This window comes from Falsihalocynthiibacter arcticus, from assembly GCF_000812665.2.
In the GTDB taxonomy this organism is placed as follows: Bacteria; Pseudomonadota; Alphaproteobacteria; order Rhodobacterales; family Rhodobacteraceae; genus Falsihalocynthiibacter; species Falsihalocynthiibacter arcticus.
In genome coordinates this window covers 4,142,574-4,159,459 of record NZ_CP014327.1, presented here as the reverse complement: position 1 = coordinate 4,159,459, position 16,886 = coordinate 4,142,574, and the positions used below count along the sequence as shown (strand labels likewise).

15 protein-coding genes and 2 pseudogenes are annotated in these 16,886 nt (G+C 54.3%); 12 read left to right on the top strand and 5 right to left on the bottom strand.

Annotation, left to right across the window (positions count from 1 at the left end; genetic code table 11):
* Window position 1 precedes the first annotated feature (1 nt).
* On the bottom strand, window positions 2-1,786 hold the full coding sequence (locus RC74_RS20415) for a beta-N-acetylhexosaminidase (RefSeq protein WP_039003283.1): 1,785 nt from the start codon (window positions 1,784-1,786) through the stop codon (window positions 2-4).
* Complete coding sequence (locus RC74_RS20410) at window positions 1,787-2,542, bottom strand: GntR family transcriptional regulator (RefSeq protein ID WP_039003282.1); 756 nt, start codon at window positions 2,540-2,542, stop codon at window positions 1,787-1,789. It lies immediately after the preceding gene.
* Between the two features lie 167 nt (window positions 2,543-2,709).
* Between RC74_RS20410 and RC74_RS20400 the strand changes: the two genes are divergently transcribed.
* From RC74_RS20400 to RC74_RS20360, 11 genes are read left to right on the top strand one after another with little or no spacing between them, the layout of a single operon-like run.
* Window positions 2,710-4,209, top strand: a complete 1,500-nt coding sequence (locus RC74_RS20400; RefSeq protein WP_179946750.1) for an ABC transporter permease — start codon at window positions 2,710-2,712, stop codon at window positions 4,207-4,209.
* Window positions 4,210-4,239: 30 nt separating this feature from the next.
* Window positions 4,240-5,010, top strand: a complete 771-nt coding sequence (locus RC74_RS23255; protein WP_236939993.1) for an ABC transporter substrate-binding protein — start codon at window positions 4,240-4,242, stop codon at window positions 5,008-5,010.
* A gap of 33 nt (window positions 5,011-5,043) precedes the next feature.
* Window positions 5,044-5,529 (top strand): type 2 periplasmic-binding domain-containing protein, encoded by a 486-nt coding sequence (locus RC74_RS23250; protein ID WP_236939992.1) that lies wholly within the window; start codon window positions 5,044-5,046, stop codon window positions 5,527-5,529.
* Entirely contained in the window at window positions 5,511-6,608 is a 1,098-nt protein-coding gene (locus tag RC74_RS20390) for an ABC transporter ATP-binding protein (protein WP_039003281.1), read from the top strand. Before RC74_RS23250 ends, RC74_RS20390 begins: the two co-directional genes overlap by 19 nt.
* The gene (locus RC74_RS20385) at window positions 6,605-7,741 is read left to right on the top strand and encodes a Gfo/Idh/MocA family protein (RefSeq protein ID WP_039003280.1); all 1,137 of its coding nucleotides are present in this window, start codon (window positions 6,605-6,607) and stop codon (window positions 7,739-7,741) included. The genes RC74_RS20390 and RC74_RS20385 overlap by 4 nt, the downstream gene beginning before the upstream one ends.
* Before the next feature lie 2 nt (window positions 7,742-7,743).
* Window positions 7,744-8,013, top strand: a complete 270-nt coding sequence (locus tag RC74_RS23245) for a hypothetical protein (RefSeq protein ID WP_082802376.1) — start codon at window positions 7,744-7,746, stop codon at window positions 8,011-8,013.
* Complete coding sequence (locus RC74_RS20380; protein WP_082802375.1) at window positions 7,989-8,741, top strand: SIS domain-containing protein; 753 nt, start codon at window positions 7,989-7,991, stop codon at window positions 8,739-8,741. Before RC74_RS23245 ends, RC74_RS20380 begins: the two co-directional genes overlap by 25 nt.
* Complete coding sequence (locus tag RC74_RS20375; protein ID WP_039003279.1) at window positions 8,738-9,805, top strand: AgaS family sugar isomerase; 1,068 nt, start codon at window positions 8,738-8,740, stop codon at window positions 9,803-9,805. Before RC74_RS20380 ends, RC74_RS20375 begins: the two co-directional genes overlap by 4 nt.
* A complete protein-coding gene (locus RC74_RS20370; protein ID WP_052274949.1) occupies window positions 9,802-10,752 on the top strand; it encodes an ROK family protein in 951 nt (316 codons plus the stop codon). The genes RC74_RS20375 and RC74_RS20370 overlap by 4 nt, the downstream gene beginning before the upstream one ends.
* Window positions 10,749-11,882 carry an N-acetylglucosamine-6-phosphate deacetylase gene (gene nagA / locus RC74_RS20365; protein ID WP_039003278.1) on the top strand — a complete coding sequence of 378 codons (1,134 nt, stop codon included), beginning with the start codon at window positions 10,749-10,751 and terminating at the stop codon, window positions 11,880-11,882. Before RC74_RS20370 ends, nagA begins: the two co-directional genes overlap by 4 nt.
* 4 nt (window positions 11,883-11,886) lie before the next feature.
* Window positions 11,887-12,615, top strand: a complete 729-nt coding sequence (locus RC74_RS20360; RefSeq protein WP_039003277.1) for a copper homeostasis protein CutC — start codon at window positions 11,887-11,889, stop codon at window positions 12,613-12,615.
* An 83-nt stretch (window positions 12,616-12,698) separates the two neighbouring features.
* On the opposite strand, the gene RC74_RS20355 is transcribed toward RC74_RS20360, so the two are convergent.
* Together RC74_RS20355 and RC74_RS20345 are read right to left on the bottom strand one after the other, a co-directional pair.
* Window positions 12,699-13,754 (bottom strand): IS630 family transposase, encoded by a 1,056-nt coding sequence (locus RC74_RS20355; RefSeq protein WP_062628194.1) that lies wholly within the window; start codon window positions 13,752-13,754, stop codon window positions 12,699-12,701.
* 266 nt (window positions 13,755-14,020) lie between these two features.
* Window positions 14,021-15,063: pseudogene (locus RC74_RS20345) on the bottom strand (IS30 family transposase).
* Window positions 15,064-15,206: 143 nt separating this feature from the next.
* Here RC74_RS20345 and RC74_RS20340 point away from each other — a divergent pair.
* On the top strand, window positions 15,207-15,542 hold the full coding sequence (locus RC74_RS20340; RefSeq protein ID WP_062628381.1) for a hypothetical protein: 336 nt from the start codon (window positions 15,207-15,209) through the stop codon (window positions 15,540-15,542).
* Between the two features lie 114 nt (window positions 15,543-15,656).
* On the opposite strand, the pseudogene RC74_RS20335 reads toward RC74_RS20340, so the two are convergent.
* Window positions 15,657-16,785: pseudogene (locus RC74_RS20335) on the bottom strand (IS3 family transposase).
* Window positions 16,786-16,886: the final 101 nt, after the last annotated feature.

Below are 16,886 nucleotides of genomic sequence, written 5' to 3'. Positions count from 1 at the left end.
GTTACGGAGCCAAAGACATGTCTCGATAATGGTGTGCGAGGCGTGTCAGGCTGTCCTCGGTCATGTCCTCCGTTTGCCACGCCTTCACTGCTATCCCCAAAATACGTGGCAGGATCATCGGCCAAAGTTGACTATCCTCAGTGGTAAACTCCGACCAAAACGCGCCTTGCACTCCGATAATCTTGTCGGCGAGGTCTGGATCGGGCACGGGGTCCCATGCGATGGTGTCACCCAAGGACACGAAGGCGGCCCAACTTGCGCCCCAATCGTCGGTGTCGTTGGTGTGGGCCATGTCGAGATAAGCATGCTGTGCGGGGCACATGACAACATCGTAGCCACAACGCGCCGCTGCAAGTCCGGGGCCTTGGCCGGTCCATGTGAACAGGATCGCGTTGTTGCCGATGCCACCATTTGAGCCCTGTGCGGCCTCTTCCCATGCTGCGGGGCGTAGTCCTGCGTCGGCGACAGTCTGTGCAAGTTTGGCCATGGTCCAGCCCTGTAAGTCTTGGGTGGTTTCCAGATTATGCTCTTTCATCAAAGCGCGCGCCTTGGGAGAGCCCATCCATGTGTCCTCTGGCAGTTCATCACATCCAAGATGCAGATGCCCGAACGGGAACAGCGCGCCAACCTCGGCGACAATCACATTGAGCACCTCCCAAGTTTTCGGCATCGCGGGGTTCATCGCGTTGCCGTGATAGCCTTGCACGCTAACTTCCGCACCATTGTCGGCGGGGTCTCGGACATCGGGGAAAACGTAGGTTGTTGCAAGGGCGTGGGCGGGGGCTTCGATTTCGGGGAGAACCTCAATATTGAGGGCTTTGGCATGTTCAATGACCGCCTTGGCCTCCCGTTTTGAATAGCTCCCTCCGGCCTCAATAGCGCCAGAAAAGAGCGCAGGCATCAAGTGCCCTTCGCCACGTTTTTCCGTGCGTTGCCAAAGTTCGGGGAAGCAATCAATTTGAAGGCGGAAAGCTTCGTCATCGGCAAAGTGCCAATGAAAGCGATTGAATTTCAGTATAGCCATGACATCCAGTAAATCGTGGATCGTTTCAGGTTGATAGAAATGTCGTGCCGTATCAAGATGTTGTCCGCGCCAGTTAAAGCGGGAACTGTCGGTGATTGCCCCGCAGGGGACTTTGCCCGCGTGGGTGTTTCGAAGGGTCAAAAGAGTGATACCCGCGTAAAAACGTCCGCCGTAGGAACTGGCGGAGACTGAAATTCCGTCAGGTTGAATATCGAGGGTATAGGCGTCTTTGCGGGAGGCATCTTGCTTGAAGACGACTGGCAGTCCGCCGCCGCATAAAAAGGGTTCAAGCCCTCGCCGTTGGGCCAGTTGTGCCACGGCATCAAAGGCGTCGTTCGAGGCGCTGATGTGGGTAAGGTCCACGCTTTCACCTGTTGCAACAAAGGACGTGGGTTGCGGGACAAGGCGCAGGCCCGCAAAGGCGGGTGGTGCCGCTTGAGGTTTTGCGCGGAAGCCTGCGGGGGTAGGGGGCAGAGGGATCAATTCGTTGCCAGCACGTAAGTAGGGCCCAAGGGGCATCCATGCGCGATTGGCCGGTTTGAAGCCGCCAGAATATTCAAGTGTCACGGTGTGGGCGACATTTTCTGCAAGGTCAGGCAGGGCGATTTCTGTATAACTGCCCGTGCCGCGGACACGATTTCCGCCTGAAGTTGCAGTGATCGGACCCATCCCCGAAAAACAGAAAATGGGCACTTTCAGGGCGCGATCTGGTGTGAGTGTGCAGCGCATGAATTGCCCATCGAGGCGGCAAGTATAGTCCATTTATTCGACCCCAAGTTCTGAAATAAAATCGTAAATGTCGGATCGGTAAAAACCCGTTGTGTATTCAATGGGGCGTCGCGTTGCGAGATAGCCTGTGCGGTCGATCTTCAACACCGCCGTTCCATCGGGTAGTTTTAGGTGGCTGGCCTCTTGGCCCGAAATATTGACGGCGGTGACCCGCTGAATGGCGCGGGTTGGGGCCTGTCGGGTTTGGCGCAGAATAGAGTAGAGCGATACTTTCACACGCTCAGGATAGGGCAGGATGTCTTGCGGTAGTGAGGAGGTTTCAAGCGCCATCGGCACGTTGCCCGCAAACCGCAAACGTTGAACCCGCGCGACTTGATCGTTGGCGGAGAGGCCAAGGGCGATCATCTCTTGAGGGCTGGGCGCGAACAACCCTGCTGACAACACCTCGCTGGTGGGGACCACCCCGCGCGCTGACATGTTTTCGGTAAAGGACACGAGGGTCGAGAGCGATTGTTTGAGTTTTTGGGTGGTGTTTCGCACAAAAGACCCCGCCCCGTGGCGCGGTTCAATCAGCCCGTCCGCCACAAGTTTGGCAACAGCCTTGCGAACGGTGACGCGACTGATTCCAGCCAGTTCCGCCATGTCGCGCTCTGCAGGGAGGCGCGACCCCTGCAGGAGTTTCCCCGATGAGATCGCATTCGCAATATGACGATGCAGTTGTTGATAGCGCGGCCCATTCCCAGAATTGAACCAGTGCTCCAAAGCATAGATTTTAGAATTTTCGGTCATCGGGAATCACTCCAGTGGTATTATAAAAAGGAAACCTATTTTGATTTCAAATTGCATGCTTTGGAGTTCAATTTACCATAATATACTTGTAAAACAACAGGTTTTTGATGTTGCTCCTTTTGGTATTGTTATAAAACGCCTCTGATTCGTTGAGGTGTATCTGGGGGATGAAATTGACAGTTGCCACGAATGTTCCAAATGAAGTGTACGCGCCTGAAGTGAAGCGGCGCAGCGTTAACTCGGAAAGCCTTTTTGCATGGCTTCTTGTGGGGCCGGCGATGATTTTCATCGGGGTGATCGTTGCGTGGCCTCTGGTCGAAACCGTCCGTCTATCCTTTATGGAAGCGGGCTTGGGCGGCGAGAAATACATCGGGACGGCCAACTACGAAGAATTACTCGCCAGCAGGAAGTTCCACCAAACAATCGTGCGGACGTTTTATTGGATGTTCCTCTCGGTGGCGCTCAAATTGGTGCTGGGAATGATTGGGGCGGTGCTGTTGAATGCCGCCGTGCCGGGGCGCGCGTTGTTTCGGGTTTTGGTCATGCCGCCGTGGGTTATTCCAATCGCGATTGGCTGTATTGGCTGGTTGTGGCTGTACAACGGGTATTTCGGCGTTCTGTCTGGGCTGGCTCAAAGGGTTGGGTTGACGGACGGGCCGTTTGAATTTTTGGCCTATAAATCCTCGGCGTTTTATTCGGCGATTGTGACGGATGTTTGGGTGGGCGTTCCCATGGTAACGCTGTTTTTCCTTGCGGCTATGCAGGGCGTCAATCGTGATCTCTATGAGGCCGCATGGGTGGATGGGGCAGGGCGTTGGTATCGCTTCCGTCGCATCACGATCCCGCAAATTATGCCTGTGATTGTGTTGATGTCGCTCTTGTCCGCGATCTTCATGCTTCTGCCGTTTTTTGAGATGTTTATGGCTTCGTTGCGCCCCTTAGAGCATCTTTTCCGCAGTCCTTATCAATTCTGGTCTGATGACTTTAGTTTTGATGCATATAAGCAAATGTGGATCACGGTGCCGCTGCTTGGGCGCTATATCTTCAACTCGATCTTCATTGCGTCGTCCGTAACGGCGATCACGATGTTCTTCGTAATTCCCGCCTCCTATGCCTATGCGCGGCTCAAGTTTCCGTTCAAAAACACGTCGCTTTCGATCTTTCTCGGCGTAAACATGTTTACCGGCGCGGTCCTTTTGATCCCGCTTTATCGTGTGCTGCGCAGTCTTGGGTTGCTCAACACCTATTGGGCGATGATCGTTCCGGGTGTGGCATTCCTGATCCCCACGGGTATCTGGCTCTTGCGCTCCTACTTGGAGAAAATACCGCGCGAATTGGAAGAGGCGGTTTTTGTGGATGGCGCGTCGCGTATGTACACCCTGCGCCGTGTGGTTTTGCCGCTTGCGACACCAGGATTGATCGTTGTGGGCGTGGCCGTGTTTATCGGCGCCTATGCCCAGCAATTCCTCTTCGCAATCACATTCAACCAGACCCGCGAACTGCAACCCTTGCCTGCGGGCCTCTACGAATTCATCGGTTATCAATCGGTGACTTGGAACGAAATGATGGCCGCTGCCTTGGTGGGTGTGTTGCCTGTCATGGTCATCTTCTTGTTCCTGCAAAAATACCTCGTCGCTGGTCTCACAGCAGGCGCGGTCAAAGAATAATAAAAAGTTCAACCTAGGGAGACTACCAAAATGAAATCAATGAAAATTACACTCGGGGCTTTGCTACTGTCTGGCACAGCTATGGCGGCACAGGCCGATGAGGAACTGCACTTCATCATGTGTGGCGGCGAAGTGCGCGAAGCCGATCAGGCTGTTGTCGACAAGTTTGTCGCTGACCACGATGGCGTGACGGTAAACCTTGAAGCGGTGCCATGGGGGACATGCCAAGACAAATCCCTGACGTTGGCCGCTGCGGGCGATCCGCCTTCTGTGGCTTATATGGGCTCACGAACATTGCGCCAATTGGCCAATAATGACCTGATCGTTCCTGCGAACATCGATCCTGCCACGCCTTACCAACCTGGTGTTTTGAACACTGTGACGATTGAAGGAACCGCTTGGGGTTACCCACACGCGTTCTCGACAAAAGCGCTTTATATGAATTGTGACCTGATCGAAGCGTCCGGCCAAACCTGCGCCGCACCTGCGACTTGGGACGATCTTTATGCTTTGGCCGAAGGGGTTGTGAACAACACTGACGCAGCGGGCATTGGCCTTGCGGGCAAAGACTTCGACAACACAATGCACCAGTTCCTGAACTACCTCTATTCCAATGGCGGTGCGGTGGTTGATCCCGTAACGGGCGCAAACATGCTCGACAGTGAGCAAACACGCGAAACCCTTGCGTTCTATGGTAAACTTGTGAACGTTTCGCAAGACGGCCCAACGGCGTGGGAACGCGATCAACTCAAAGACCTGTTCAACGACAACAAGATTGCGATGTATATCTCGGGTCCTTGAGGTTACGGACAGCACAACGAGAGCATCAACCAAATGGTTGCGCCAATTCCAGCGGGTCCATCGGGCATAAGCGGCACAATCTTGATCACCGACTCGATCGTTGTGTTCAAAGGCTCAGGCCACGAAGAATTGGCGCAAGAATTGGCCCAAGCCATTACCTCTGGTGACAGCCAGTATGACCTCGACAGCACATGGGGCCTGACACCGATCCTTGACTATGCAGCCTTGGGTAAAACCGATCTGTACTACGCCGATGGCATGTGGCCCACGTTCACTGCCTCGATTGCCACAGGTGGACCAGAGCCGCTGGTTGAAGATTTCAAATCGTTGCAATCCGTATTCACAAATATGGTTCAGGGCATCATCCTTGAGGATGATACCGTTGAAAACCTTGTGACCATCGCGGGTGTTGAACTCGACGACGCTCTTTATGAGTTGTCTCTTGTTGGGCGGCCCACATTACTTTTCCCTTCTTACCTTTACGATAGGACGCATGCGCCATGGCTACGCTTGACCTGAATGCAATCAGTAAATCTTTTGGCACAGCGAAAGTGCTGCACAACATCAGTCTCGCGATCGAAGACAAGGAATTCGTTGTTTTTGTTGGCCCGTCTGGCTGTGGTAAATCCACTTTGCTGCGGATCATTGCAGGCCTAGAAGAGGCGACCAGTGGCGAAATTATTATCGAAGGCAAGGACGTTAGCAAAGCGCATCCGGTGGATCGGGGCATATCGATGGTGTTTCAATCCTATGCGCTTTATCCGCATCTTACGGTGTTTGAAAACATCGCCTTCCCGCTGCGGGTTCAAAAAATATCCGGCTCCGAACTCAACGACCGCGTAGGCCGTGCTGCCGAAATTCTGCAACTCACAGACAAACTTCAACTCAAACCCGGACAGCTTTCGGGAGGACAACGCCAGCGCGTCGCCATCGGGCGCTCGATAGTGCGCAACCCCAAGGTGTTCCTGTTTGACGAGCCTCTCTCAAACCTAGATGCCGCTTTGCGTGGCGATATGCGCGTGGAGTTGAGTCAATTGCACCGTCAACTCGATGCAACCATGGTTTATGTGACCCACGATCAGGTCGAAGCGATGACGATGGCCGACCGCATTGTTGTATTAAACGCGGGGCGTGTTGAGCAATTTGGCTCGCCTATGGAATTGTATCACCACCCCGCCACGAAATTTGTCGCGAGCTTCATCGGTCAGCCGAATATGAATTTCATCCCCGCTGAGGTTACTTCTGTACGCGATGGATTGTCGGTCCTTTTGGAAGGCGGTCACAAAATGACCCTCCCCGTGAACACCAGCACCGTACACGTCGGCGACCGCGTTGAGGTGGGTATTCGCCCCGAGAATGTCGCTCTGGGCGAGAGCGGTTTAGACGTAAACGTGCGCGTCCTTGAACGCTTGGGCGGGGTGTCGATCACTCATGGCACTGTGGGCGACGGAACTCGGTTCAGCGCGTCACTACCAGGAGATGTGCCCATCATTGAGGGCAGGAATATCATCCTGTCGATCAACCCACAGGATTGCCATGTGTTTGACGCCCAAGGCGATGTCCTGCGACGCCAATCCGCACCGGAACTCGTATCATGAGAGTTGTAACTGCAGGTATTGGGCTTCGCGCTGGGCATGTTCTTTCGATCTTGAAAGAGACCATGCCAGAAATTGAATTCGTCGGGTATTACGATCCACAACCAACCTATCTTCATATGATCGGCGAGGATGTGCTGCGGTTTGATGACGTGGCCGATATACTGGCCCAAACCAAACCGGACTTGTTTTTCGTGGGGTCGCCCAACAGCTTTCACCTAGAGCATATCAAGCTCGGCCTTGCGGCGGGTGTGCGGATTTTTACCGAAAAGCCGGTGGTGACGACCAAAGAAGACACGATGGAATTGGCTGAACTTCTGGCCAAGCACGGGAGTGATCAAGTTATGGTTGGCCTTGTGCTGCGCTACTCGCAACATATGGTGGATTTGCGCGCCATTCTGGACCGCTTGGGGCCGATCACCTCGCTTGAGGCGAACGAGCATATCGCGCCCTATCACGGTGCGTTCTTTATGCGCGATTGGCGGCGAATGATTAAATGGTCGGGCGGATTTATGCTCGAAAAATGCTGCCACGACATTGATATTTATAACATGGTCACGGGCTCTCGTCCGACGCGGGTGGCAAGTTTTGGTGGCCGCAAATCCTTTGTTCCCGAATTTGCACCCACGTCAAACACCGAGAACGAGATCATGCATCGCAAAACCAGTGCATGGGAGAGCGTGCCGGATGCCTTCCACTCGGATGGCGATATCATCGACTATCAAACCGCGATTTTGCAATATGAAACGGGCGCAAGTATGGCCTTTCATACCAATCTGAACACACCTGATGAGCATCGGCGTTTTTGTGTGATGGGGGCGCTGGGCATGGCTGAAGGTGACTTCGTACGCGGCTATCTCAAGGCCACAGCGCGCGACGGGGAAACAATTGCCGATCATGACTATACCAAGGGCGACCCAGCGAAAATGTCGGCGCATTACGGCGCGGACCATATGATGGTGAGCGATATTGCAGCGTTTTTGCGCGGTGAAACCAAAAGCTTACCTGTGGGCGTTGTTGATGCGCTTGAGGCGGGGCTTGTGGCAATGGCATTGGATCAGGCCCGTATCGCGGGTGGCATGGTGGATTTGTCCGAAACTTGGGCGGAATTTGACAGTTGGAAATTAAGGGCATGAGCATGGAACACGTAATCGCAGGCCAACATATGGCCAAAGAAACCGCTCAGGCGCGGAATGTTTTCTGCCGCGCCGCGTCACAGGTTGTCGACGTTGCGTCCTTGGTCGACTCCAAAGCGATCTATACAATTGCGCGTGGGTCCTCTGACGCGGCGGCCAATATCCTGTCGTATGAGATGATGCGCGAGTTGAGCATTCCTGTGACCTCCCTGCCACCGTCGGTTTTTTCCGTCGGGCAGGGCGTCAAATGGAGGGCGCTTCGGTTCTTGTGATTTCGCAATCGGGTGCGAGTGATGATTTGGTGCGTTCGGCCAAAGGGGCTGCCGCGCGCGGCGCCTCGGTGGTTGCCATCACAAATCAGCCCAACTCAGCAGTAGAAGTCGCCGCTCATACGACGGTAGCGATTGGCGCGGGACCAGAGCTTGCGGTCCCAGCGACGAAAACCGTTGTCGGGTCCATTGGCGCGGGGATGGCGTTGCTCTCATCGCTTAGCCCTACTTACCGCGAACGTGCGCAAGCATCTGTGGAAACCCTTAAGACCGCGACGACCATTCATCCCCATTCCGAAGCACTAAAATCCGCTTTGCTGCGGGCGCGAAATATCTATGTGATTGGCCGTGATACGGGTTATGGCGCTGCTATCGAGACTTCGCTGAAACTTAAGGAATGTTGTGCTTTGCATGCGGAGGCTTACTCGTCGTCTGAAGTGCTGCACGGCCCCCTTGAACTCGCGACAAACCCGCTTATGGTCCTGATCTTGGACACGGGTTTGCCCAGCACAAAAGACAGTTTGGACCAAGCAGAATCCCGTTTTCGGGGGGTAGGTTGCGACGTGCATCGCATCAGTCCCGCCGATGTTGGGGGTGAGGGATTGACCCCTGCGGCGAGTGCCGCGCTCCTCCTGACGCTCATGTATTCGGTGATTTTAGAAACGGCATTGGCGCTGGGCTTAAACCCTGATGCTCCGACCACTCTTTCGAAGGTAACACAAACCACATGACCGATTTGAACGCCCTTGGTCGCTGGGCCACTTGGACCGAAATCCATCAACAACCTGATATTTGGCGCGATTGGGGGCGAGCATTGGACGTCGCAGGCCTGCGCGCTTGGATCGCATCTCTGGACGTTGAGGAGGTTTGGTTTTGTGGCGCGGGGACCAGCGCCTATATCGGCGACATTGTCGCGGCGGGCTTGGAGGGGAAACGGTTTCGCTCGGTTCCGACCACAGATATTGTCAGCCGTCCGCAGGCGTTTTTGTCAGGTGTGCGCCCACTTGTTGTCAGTTTTGGACGCTCTGGGAATAGCACCGAAAGCAATGGGACATTAGACGTGCTGGATGCCCTAGCGCCGACCGCACCAAGACTACATATCACCTGTAATCGCGATGGCGCATTGGCCACACGGGCGAGTGCGGGGCCGCTCAAGGTAATTGCGTTGCCAGAAGCTACCCACGACGCAGGGTTCGCTATGACCAGCAGTTTTTCCACGATGCTTTTGACCACATTGGCGCTGTTTGATGCGCCCTGTGATGTGGCGCAACGCTTTGCGGCCTTGTCAGATCAGTTGCGCGGCCTCTTGCCTTTGATGGGCGCGGAGACGCCTCTCCCTGAGCGCGCGGTCTATGTGGGATCGGGGGCGTTGGCCTTCGCCGCCCGTGAAGCCGCGCTCAAAGTTATGGAACTGTCTGCGGGACAAATCCCTGCGCTCTGGGATAGTTCGCTTGGGTTTCGCCACGGTCCAAAATCCTTCGTGACCGATACTACGGCGATCACGGTTTTTGTGAGTTCTGAGATGCCTGCACGGGCCTATGATATGGACCTTATCGCCGAATTGCGCAGCCAATTCCCGATGGCGCGTGTACAGGCCGTCGGAGTCGGCGGTGACCTTGATATTGCCATGCCGTTTGGGGCGGTTTGGGCTGCTCCGTTGTGTGTGGCAACCGCGCAAATCGCTGGGGTGCGATGGGCGGAAGCTTTGGGTCTGAATGTTGATGCCCCTTTCACTGGTCGCGGCACGCTTAGTCGTGTAGTTGCGGGCGTAAAGCTATATCCGGTGGTGAAATGAGAGCAGCAGGCATAGATTTGGGGGGCACCAAGATCGAACTCCAAGTTTTTGGCGACGATTGGGAGGTTGTCGCGCGCAAACGTGTGCCGACCCCGCAAACCTATGACGCGCTTATTGCGGCTTTAGCGGGGCTTGTGACGTGGACTGATACCCAAGCTGGCTATCAGGTTCCGCTGGGAATTGGCGCGGCGGGCTTGATCAATCCTGCGACGGAATTGGCGCTTACGGCCAACCTTTGTGCTACGGGGCGTCCCCTTCATCGGGATGTTGAACGTGCGGCGGGGCGCGAGGTTGTTTTTATCAACGACTGTCGTGCCTTGGCCCTCTCGGAAGCGATCTTTGGCGCGGGAAAAGGGCACCATACGGTCATGTCCCTGATCTTGGGAACGGGGGTTGGCGGCGGCGTCGCCATTGGCGGCGACATCCATGCGGGCCCCACAATGACCGGTGGCGAATTTGGCCATATGTCGGCGCCTGCGCACCTTGTGGAGCAATACGGTTTGCCCATCGTGCAATGTGGCTGTGGACGTCGTGGTTGTAGCGAGACTTATATTGCGGGTCCAGGAATGAGCCGAATTGCCGAAACGATCATGGGGGCACGCGTAAGCCCGCCAGATATTATCGCACAACGTGCAACGGATCCGTTGGCGCAACGCGTTTGGGAGATTTGGTGTGCCTTCACAGCAGATCTTCTGTGCAACCTTACTTTGGCTGTTGATCCAGATGTGATCGTCATTGGTGGTGGCCTGTCCAAAATTGACGGTGTGATCGAGGCGCTCACAGCGGCGACCCAAAATGCACAATTTGGCGACTTTGCCATCCCTGCGATTGTTTTGGCGCAGGGCGGCGACGCGAGTGGTGCGCGCGGTGCGGCCTATGCTGGCTTTCAGCATCAACAGGCGCAGGCGTTTGATCTTGGTACTTCTGAACACGCGAAGGGGGAATGATGGCGCTTTGGTTGCAACCAGAAAAGCTTTTTACAGGGCATGAGATTTTGACACATGCCAGCTTGCGTGTGGAAGAAGGGGTTATTGTTGAAATCGCCTCAAGTCCCTTGCCCAAGGATGTAAATGCGCGGCCAATTAAGGGGCTTTTGACGCCCGGATATGTGGATTTGCAAGTCAACGGCGGCGGGGATGTCCTTTTAAATCAGACGCCTACCCGTGAAGGAATGCAGACGATTGCCAAGGCGCATCGCCGTTTTGGCACGGTTGCAATTATGCCCACGGTCATCACCGATGGGCCGGACGTGATGGATGCTGTGGCCAAGGCTGCGGTGACAGCGCAGGGTGATCGAGGCATTATGGGGCTGCATATTGAGGGGCCCCATATTTCGCTGGAACGGCGCGGAACGCATTTGGGCGCGTTCGTGAGGCCCATGGATGAGCGGACTCTCTTGGTTGTTGCGCGACTTCGCAAAGCGGGCATACCGGTGATGATCACCCTTGCTCCTGAGGCCACCAAACCAGAGTATATCTCGCAACTTGCGGCTCTGGGCGCGGTTGTGTCCCTCGGGCACACGGCGGCCACGGCGGAACAGATGGCGGTGGCGATCAAGGCTGGCGCGCGCTGTGCGACGCATTTGTTTAATGCCATGTCGCCGATGCTTGGTCGTGAGCCAGGGGCGGTGGGGTCGGTTATCAATTCCGAGCTCTATTCGGGAATTATCTGCGATGGGTATCATGTGGCGGACGAGATGATTGGCCTTGCCATACGCGCTCGCCCCATACGCGACCGTATGTTTCTGGTTTCCGATGCTATGGCGACGGTTGGTGGCCAAGATCATTTCGAACTTTACGGAAAGAATATTTACCTGCGCGACGGCATGTTGGTTAACTCGGAAGGCAGCCTTGCGGGTGCGCATGTGACGCAAGCCGAGGGCGTGAAACGTTTGGTCGAGCGCACGGGAACGCCCCTCCTTGAAGCGCTGAAAATGGCGACTTCGACACCTGCTGCCTGTATGGGGCTGCCGCATTTGGGGCAGCTTGAGGGACGCGTTTTAGAGGATGTTCTGGTCTTGCACGATGATTTGACTGTGCGAGGAACCTTGGCGGAATTTACTGGCGAAACGGTTTGAGTTGATGAAATCTACCCCCTTTAAGCTCGAAGTTTGCATTGACACGCCCGATGGGTTGCAAGCCTGTCAAAACGGCGTGGACACAATCGAGCTATGCAGTGCTTTGGCCGTTGGCGGGCTGACGCCATCTGCGGGGCAGATATCCTTGGCGCGCACCAGTTTCGTGCCTGTGCATGCCATGATCCGGCCTCGGGCTGGGAATTTTATTTATTTACCCCATGAGATTGACGTCGCTTTAGGCGATATTGACGCTGTTAAATCTGCGAAATTGGCTGGGATTGTCATCGGAGCCTCAACGGCGGAGGCGATGCTTGATTTACCTGTCCTCAACAAGATGATCGCCGCTTCGGGCAGCCTTATCCGAACCCTCCACCGTGTGATTGATACGTTAGATGACCCCTTTGTTGCGTTGGATCAAGCAATTGATCTCGGATTTTCGCGCATTTTGACCTCGGGCAGTTCCTTCAATGCGCAAGACGGGATGGCGTGTTTGCGCAAACTTCAAGAACGCGCGCGAGGGCGCATTGAAATCGTGGCTGGGAGCGGTGTGAACGCGCGCAATATCCTAGAGATCGGAAATGCAACCGGCGTGCGATCCTTTCATGCGTCCTGTCGCAGCCCTGTGGAGCAAGACAAAATCACGGTAGGCTTTGGTTTCGCACCTGAATTTATGAATAAAACCGATCCCCAGAAGATCAAGCAGTTGCGAAGCGTCCTCGTCGCCGCGGCCTAGAACGGACCGATCGCGTTCTAGTTGGGTGATTTTGCCCGACATTAATCATCCAATTTATCGGTTAAAATGAGCCTATACAGCGGCTACAGCACAACCCGAACGTTGCGATGTGAGATGATGCGGAAGTTATCAGTTACTTGATCTCGAAAGTTGCGCCACTTTTTTGGGACGACCTCTCGCATAAAGTTCAAGATTGGGTTGGCGAAGTGTTTTTGCGTTGGATAGTGCCGATTATGGGTGACGTGGCTGTGCATGACGGCCCAGAGCCTCTCAATGGGATTGAGATGAGGGCAATAGGGCGGTAGTTGGATCAGGTGAATGCGACAGTTTTTGCGCGACAGGAACGCTCTGACATTGGGGCCTTTGTGGTATGGGGCATTGTCCCAAATGACGTGAATGATACGTTTGTCAGGGTTTCTGGCCTCAATTTTGGCGAGAAGCTGAACGGAGCTGACCCCATCGACGGTGGTTGGTTCAACGAAGGGCGCGTCAAAGGTTTCCAGGTTCAGAGCGCCGTGAATGTTCACGCGCCCAGATGTCGTTTGGATGGCGGGATTTGACCCTTTGCGAGCCCAACCATGGCTGGGTTTGCTTTGATATTCCGGATGAACTGCATCCGAGAAGTAGACGGCCTCGTCGGCAGGCAAGTTATTCAGTAGGTTCGTATGAAATGCGATGAATGCGGCCTGCTTTTCAACGTCAGCCACACGGGGCAACGCCTTTGGTTTGCGATACTCGAACCCCAGACGGGCCAGAAGCTTGATGCAGCCAGAATGAGAATAGTGGATGTTGAATTTTGCACCCATATAGGCTCTGATCTGCGCCGTTGAACGGCAGAACCGTTCCTCAAGCCATTCGCTCAAATCCGCCTCATGAGCAATCGTCATCCGTGACTGCCCGCCTTTCCACCCATCGTAGGCGACGGCCTCCCAGTCCTCAGCCAAATATTGCTTGTGCCAGCTGCGCACCGTGTCGTCGTCCAGAAACAGAACCTTTGCGATTTGGGCACATGACATCCCATCATTCAGCAGCGAAAGCGCATTCGCCCGCCGCGCAACCCCGTAATCCTCACGCTGGCGCTTCACGCAGGATAAAAGCTCAAGGCGGTCTGCAGTGGTAAGAAAATTAGGGCGGATCATAAAGACACCTGAAACTCATTCGCTCAGTCCACCAATGCAAAAGTCGGGTGTTCAAAAACCCCGAGTATAGCCATGCGAATACTCAGGAAATAACAAGAGTGGCGATGGGAAGTATCACCTTTCTCACCCTATCAGGCGTTACGGTTTTTGATGCTAACGACGCTTATACCCACACGTTTTTAATTAGCGGAGACAGCAGTGACGAAACGATTATTGTGTGAGCGATGCTTGAAGTGCGACTCTTGTTAGGCCTTAGGGTAGGGCGCTCATCGCATTTCCTCCAACATCTTTTCACGGAAGACTTCAGCTGGTGTCTTCCAGCCGAGACATTTGCGGGGTGTGCTGTTCAGGCGGTCACTGATTTCTTTGATGTCGTGATCCGTCATTCTTCTAATGTCTCTATTTGCGGGGCAACCAACGTCTCGCCCTTCGATTGGTGTTCTTCACCGTGCCTTTCTGCCACGGTGAAGAGGGGTCACAGAACCAGGTCTGCGGGCCAATCTCAGCTTGCAGATGTGGCCAGGAAACAAGCTCAGTGCCGCGATCAAAAGTAATAGATCTGCGCCCGACATGGGGCAAATCTTTGATTGCCTTCATGATTTTGCCCATGACCGGCTTAGTGCGCCTATTTGGGTTCTTTAAGATCAGTGTGAAGCGGCTCACGCATTCAACTAGAGTTGTGACATTTGTCTGTCCAAGCGTTTGTTTGAAGAACATTAAATCTGCCTCCCAGTGGCCAAACTGACGTCGGTGAGCAACATCCTCCGGCCTGAACAAGATACTGACATCGCGATGGAACTTAGGTGGCTGGCGTTTGCGCGCACGGCGTGATTTTCGCGACATGCGATGCGTCGGCAGATACCACCACAATTCTTTGGTCAGGCCGGCTTTGGAATAGATGTAGCGGTAAATCGTTTCCTGGCAAACCCTTAGAGGTGCTTTCTCAAGGATCATCCGGTTGCCAATTTGCTCCGGTGTCCAACCGTTCTTAAGTTGTCGAATTACGCTGTCGCATAAGCTAGGATGTTTGATCTGCTTACGTTGTCTTGCACGCCGATCCGCAGTCTTTAATTGCGCCGCAGAGCCGTAGTAGCCAGCGTACTTAGGTAAACTTTCATCTGAGAAATAATTACGCCTCAACTCTCTGTAAATTGTCGAACGGCAGCGCTTCAACACGCGTGCCATCTCATCGACAGGGACTTTAGCGTACTTCCAACGTTCCACTGCCTGGCAGTTGGTTGCAAAGCAATCAATGAGAAGGAATTCTGCGGCGTTCTGTGATACTAAGCTGTGTATAAGTCGTTCCCATGCCGATTCCTCCGGTCAGATAACATACTGTTTTCTAACAAGAGTCGCAGTTGGAAGTAGCGCGCGCCTGGGTCACAAGGTGGTGACTTCATACACGGCGGTGAAGCCGATGACGTTCTTGAGGGAGGAGCAGGGGCGGATACGTTGGATGGCGGAGGCGGCCAAGGCGTCCTGAGCTATTTCACATCCTCAACCAGTGTGAATATCGATCTTGAAACGGGCGTTGCGAGTGGTGGTGATGCTGACGGAGATGTGATCATTGGTGACACCTTTGTGTTTGCCACGGGTACAGGCTCTGATATCATTTCCGACGTCTCTATCAATGTCGACATTGTCGCAATTAGTGCGGGCGCGAGTCAATTCAGCGATCTGACACTCACACGGTTTGGTGACGACACCATCGTGCAATTTTCCAATACGACCATAACATTACGCGACGTTCTTCCAGCAGAGCTCGACGCAAATGATTTTGTTTTCTAGAGCACTAAAAAGCGGAAATGCCCTATAAATGTACGTGGGCGGGGTTTGCGTACTGACCTGAGCCCCAAGTCTCCTCCAGCTTTGCGCGGAGTCCTTGGGGTTGAATCTTTGGCGTTAGGCCGCCATCTTGTCCATTGCCTTTCTTTGCAAAAATTCCATCGGGGTGAGGTTGCCCAATGCTGAATGTGGTCTGCGCCAGTTGTAATCCTCCTGCCATTCTTCAAGCGTTTTGCGGGCATCGCGCAATGTGCCAAATAACGTTTCATTCAAACATTCATCTCGCAGCTTGCCGTTGAAGCTTTCGATGAAGCCGTTCTGCTGGGGCTTGCCTGGTGCGATATAGTGCCAATCAATATCACTTTTCTGAACCCATTTGAGGATCGCCATGCCATGTTCTGCGATCACCTTGTCCAGCTCACGTGCAACGCGGTGTCCGGATAGCGACGTGTCGGCCACCAGCACCAAGTTCTCGCGGCTGAAGTCATCGACAACTGCCAGAATGCGAAACCAACGTCCATCTGTCAGCGCGTCAGGCACGAAATCTAAGCTCCAACGTTGGTTTGGGCCATCGGGCAGGACCATCGGCTTTCTCGTGCCCAACGCACGCTTCCTGCCACCTCTGCGCCGCACCTGAAGCTTCTCTTCACGGTAGATGCGCCTCACTTTCTTGTGGTTTACCTCAAAGCCCTCCCGCGCAATCATCACATGGATGCGGCGGCAACCAAACCGACGCCGTTCTCTGGACACACGCTTGATTGCATCTCGCAGTTCGGCATCATCACCACGACGCGACAGATACCGCACCGTTGATCGATCAATCTGCAGCACATCACACGCCCGCCGCTGGCTCACACCGTGCGCTTCGCACAAATGAACCACCGCCTGCCGCCTCACAGCAGGCGTCACCATTTTTTGAATTGATGTCTCGCAACATGGCGCGCGACCGTTGTCCTCAGACCAATGGCGGACAAAGTCACGCTCCAGCATCTGCTCGGCCAGCAGCTTCTTCAGCTTACCGTTCTCGTCTTCCAAAGCTCTCAGCCGCTTCGCGTCAGAAGGTTCCATCCCGCCATACTTCGATTTGTATTTGTAAAACGTCGCTGAACTGCTTCTCGGTCAATGCTATGCATTAACCTGCCAGCCAATGGATCCCGTGCCGCCGACATACATCAGCAGTCTTCTCGCCAGATTCCTGTTCCTTGATCATCGCAATAATCTGTTCGTCCGTAAATCGTGCCTTCATTTGTCCGTCCTTTTGTTGGGTGGACTCTACACAAATCTGGAGGAGTTTTAGCGGATCAGGTCAATGTGAGTGTCTTGTGCTGCTTGTGTTCATGTATACAT

Bases quoted from the DNA above. Each gene is read 5' to 3' on its own strand.
- RC74_RS20415 (WP_039003283.1), bottom strand. From the start codon at position 1,786: ATGGACTATACTTGCCGCCTCGATGGGCAATTCATGCGCTGCACACTC.
- RC74_RS20410 (WP_039003282.1), bottom strand. From the start codon at position 2,542: ATGACCGAAAATTCTAAAATCTATGCTTTGGAGCACTGGTTCAATTCT.
- RC74_RS20400 (WP_179946750.1), top strand. From the start codon at position 2,710: ATGAAATTGACAGTTGCCACGAATGTTCCAAATGAAGTGTACGCGCCT.
- RC74_RS23255 (WP_236939993.1), top strand. From the start codon at position 4,240: ATGAAATCAATGAAAATTACACTCGGGGCTTTGCTACTGTCTGGCACA.
- RC74_RS23250 (WP_236939992.1), top strand. From the start codon at position 5,044: ATGGTTGCGCCAATTCCAGCGGGTCCATCGGGCATAAGCGGCACAATC.
- RC74_RS20390 (WP_039003281.1), top strand. From the start codon at position 5,511: ATGGCTACGCTTGACCTGAATGCAATCAGTAAATCTTTTGGCACAGCG.
- RC74_RS20385 (WP_039003280.1), top strand. From the start codon at position 6,605: ATGAGAGTTGTAACTGCAGGTATTGGGCTTCGCGCTGGGCATGTTCTT.
- RC74_RS23245 (WP_082802376.1), top strand. From the start codon at position 7,744: ATGGAACACGTAATCGCAGGCCAACATATGGCCAAAGAAACCGCTCAG.
- RC74_RS20380 (WP_082802375.1), top strand. From the start codon at position 7,989: ATGGAGGGCGCTTCGGTTCTTGTGATTTCGCAATCGGGTGCGAGTGAT.
- RC74_RS20375 (WP_039003279.1), top strand. From the start codon at position 8,738: ATGACCGATTTGAACGCCCTTGGTCGCTGGGCCACTTGGACCGAAATC.
- RC74_RS20370 (WP_052274949.1), top strand. From the start codon at position 9,802: ATGAGAGCAGCAGGCATAGATTTGGGGGGCACCAAGATCGAACTCCAA.
- nagA (WP_039003278.1), top strand. From the start codon at position 10,749: ATGATGGCGCTTTGGTTGCAACCAGAAAAGCTTTTTACAGGGCATGAG.
- RC74_RS20360 (WP_039003277.1), top strand. From the start codon at position 11,887: ATGAAATCTACCCCCTTTAAGCTCGAAGTTTGCATTGACACGCCCGAT.
- RC74_RS20355 (WP_062628194.1), bottom strand. From the start codon at position 13,754: ATGATCCGCCCTAATTTTCTTACCACTGCAGACCGCCTTGAGCTTTTA.